Raw genomic sequence first — 2562 nt, 5'->3', positions numbered from 1 at the left:
GCTGAAATCCGACTATTTTGGGCCAAAATCCCAGGGGCATGCCCGGAAATCGGATTCCGGCGCGGTTTGCTGCTTTCAGAAAACAAAAAGGGGCCCGCAGGCCCCTTTGAACTCATTTGGGAAAACCGAGCCTTATGCGGCTGCGGCGTCCGCGTCAGCGCTTTCGGCCTCGATGCGAGCGCGGTCGCCGGCGCCCTTGGCCGAGACGTCGCGATCGACGAATTCGATGACAGCCATGGCGGCGTTGTCACCGTGACGGAAGCCCGCCTTCATGATGCGCAGATAGCCGCCATTGCGGTTGGCGTAGCGCGGCGCGATGGTGTCGAACAGACGCTTGACGACGCCTTCATTGCCGATCTGGGCAATGACCTGGCGGCGGGCGTGCAGGTCGCCACGCTTGCCGAGCGTCACCAGCTTCTCGACGATCGGACGCAGGTCCTTCGCCTTCGGCAAGGTTGTGACGATCTGCTCGTGCTCGAGCAGCGACACGGCGAGGTTGGCGAACATCGACTTGCGATGGCTAATGCTTCGGGCGAAGCGGCGGCCTTTGAAACCGTGGCGCATGGCTCTTTTCCTTCTTCAGTTGTTCAAGAGGCCGCGGCCTCTGATGGTTTTCCGCATGACCGTCGGATCGAGCGGCCCACGCCGCCGATCCTTGGAATTCATGCTCAATATTGGTCTTCGTAACGCTTGGCGAGGTCTTCGATGTTTTCCGGCGGCCAGTCCGGCACTTCCATGCCGAGGTGCAGGCCCATCGCCGCCAGGACTTCCTTGATCTCGTTCAGCGACTTGCGGCCGAAGTTCGGGGTGCGCAGCATCTCGGCCTCGGTCTTCTGGATCAGGTCGCCGATATAGACGATGTTGTCGTTCTTCAGGCAGTTGGCCGAACGCACCGAAAGCTCGAGTTCGTCGACCTTCTTGAGCAGCGCCGGGTTGAAGGCGAGCTCGGTGACGGCCTCGGCGGCGACTTCCTTCTGCGGCTCGTCGAAGTTGACGAACAGGCCGAGCTGGTCCTGCAGGATGCGGGCGGCGAAAGCCACTGCGTCCTCGCCGGTGATCGAACCGTCGGTCTCGATCGTCATGGTCAGCTTGTCATAGTCGAGAACCTGGCCCTCGCGGGTGTTCTCGACCTTGTAGGAGACCTTCTTGACCGGCGAATAAAGGCTGTCGACCGGGATGAGGCCGATCGGCGCGTCTTCGGCGCGGTTGCGGTCGGCCGGCACGTAACCCTTGCCGGTGTCGACGGTGAATTCCATGCGGATTTCAGCGCCTTCGTCCAGCGTGCAGATGACGTGGTCGGGGTTGAGGATCTCGACGTCGCCAACCGTCTGGATGTCGCCGGCAAGAACCGCACCCGGTCCCTGCTTGCGAACGACCATGCGCTTGGGACCATCGCCTTCCATGCGGATGGCGATTTCCTTGATATTCAAGACGATGTCGGTCACGTCCTCGCGCACACCGGCGATGGACGAGAATTCATGTAGAACGCCGTCGATCTGCACGGCGGTAACAGCCGCACCGCGCAGCGAAGACAGAAGCACGCGGCGCAGCGCGTTGCCCAGCGTCAGGCCAAAGCCACGCTCGAGAGGCTCGGCGACCAGCGTGGTCAGCGTCTTCTTCTTCGACGAGAACTCGATCTTGTTCGGCTTGATCAGTTCCTGCCAATTTTTCTGGATCATGATGCTTTCCTTCCGTTGACCCGCCACCATCCAATCGTGGCGGGCGACCTGGAATGCCGCGGAGGAGCGCCCAAGGGGGCTCGCGCGGCGTTCGGTAAATGCTTAGACGCGACGCTTCTTGCGCGGGCGGCAGCCATTGTGCGGGATCGGCGTCACATCACGGATCGAGGTGATGGTGAAGCCGGCCGCCTGCAGGGCGCGCAGTGCCGATTCACGACCGGAGCCGGGTCCGCAGACCTCGACTTCGAGCATGCGCATGCCGTGTTCCTGGGCCTTCTTGGCAACATCCTCGGCAGCCATCTGGGCAGCGAACGGGGTCGACTTGCGCGAACCCTTGAAGCCCTGGGCACCGGCCGACGACCAGGCAATCGAATTGCCCTGTGCATCGGTGATGGTGATCATCGTGTTGTTGAAGGTCGAATTGACGTGGGCAACGCCCGACGAGATATTCTTGCGTTCGCGACGGCGAACACGAGCGGCTTCCTTGGCCATGATAGTCCTTTCAGTTGATCTCTACACCGCCGTAATGCCAGCGGCTCCACCTTCGTAAGGGAGTAGGGGAATAGGGCAGCAAGGGAGTAGGGAAAAATGCGACCCGACTGGCGGGCATTCCCTACTGCCTTACTCCCCTACTCCCTTATTCCCCTAAAAAAATTACTTCTTCTTGCCGGCGATCGACTTGGCCGGGCCCTTGCGGGTGCGCGCATTGGTATGCGTGCGCTGGCCGCGGACCGGCAGCGAGCGGCGGTGACGCAGGCCGCGGTAGCAGCCGAGGTCCATGAGCCGCTTGATGTTCATCGAGACTTCGCGGCGCAGGTCGCCTTCAACCTGGTAATCGCGATCGATGGTCTCGCGGATCTGCAGCACTTCCGCATCGGTCAGC

The 2562-nt window shown here is 61.7% G+C and carries 4 protein-coding genes; all 4 read right to left on the bottom strand.

Annotated elements, in window-relative coordinates; all coding sequences use genetic code 11:
* Nucleotides 1–132: 132 nt before the first annotated feature.
* Nucleotides 133–564 carry a 50S ribosomal protein L17 gene (rplQ, locus tag EN991_RS31825; RefSeq protein ID WP_013531439.1) on the bottom strand — a complete coding sequence of 144 codons (432 nt, stop codon included), beginning with the start codon at nt 562–564 and terminating at the stop codon, nt 133–135.
* 104 nt (nt 565–668) lie between these two features.
* Nucleotides 669–1679, bottom strand: coding sequence for a DNA-directed RNA polymerase subunit alpha (locus EN991_RS31820; protein WP_013531438.1), 1011 nt, complete (start codon nt 1677–1679; stop codon nt 669–671).
* A 102-nt stretch (nt 1680–1781) separates the two neighbouring features.
* Nucleotides 1782–2171, bottom strand: a complete 390-nt coding sequence (rpsK, locus tag EN991_RS31815) for a 30S ribosomal protein S11 (protein WP_006205444.1) — start codon at nt 2169–2171, stop codon at nt 1782–1784.
* A 162-nt stretch (nt 2172–2333) separates the two neighbouring features.
* The coding region (rpsM, locus tag EN991_RS31810; RefSeq protein ID WP_127370235.1) for a 30S ribosomal protein S13 at nt 2334–2562 on the bottom strand (229 nt) is incomplete at its 5' end.

This window comes from Mesorhizobium sp. M7A.F.Ca.US.005.03.2.1, from assembly GCF_003997795.1.
GTDB classification, from domain to species: Bacteria; Pseudomonadota; Alphaproteobacteria; order Rhizobiales; family Rhizobiaceae; genus Mesorhizobium; species Mesorhizobium ciceri.
This window is presented reverse-complemented; position numbering and strand designations above follow the sequence as displayed.

Coding starts and splice junctions, on each gene's coding strand:
- rpsK (WP_006205444.1), bottom strand. CDS start 2,171: ATGGCCAAGGAAGCCGCTCGTGTTCGCCGTCGCGAACGCAAGAATATC.
- rplQ (WP_013531439.1), bottom strand. CDS start 564: ATGCGCCACGGTTTCAAAGGCCGCCGCTTCGCCCGAAGCATTAGCCAT.
- EN991_RS31820 (WP_013531438.1), bottom strand. CDS start 1,679: ATGATCCAGAAAAATTGGCAGGAACTGATCAAGCCGAACAAGATCGAG.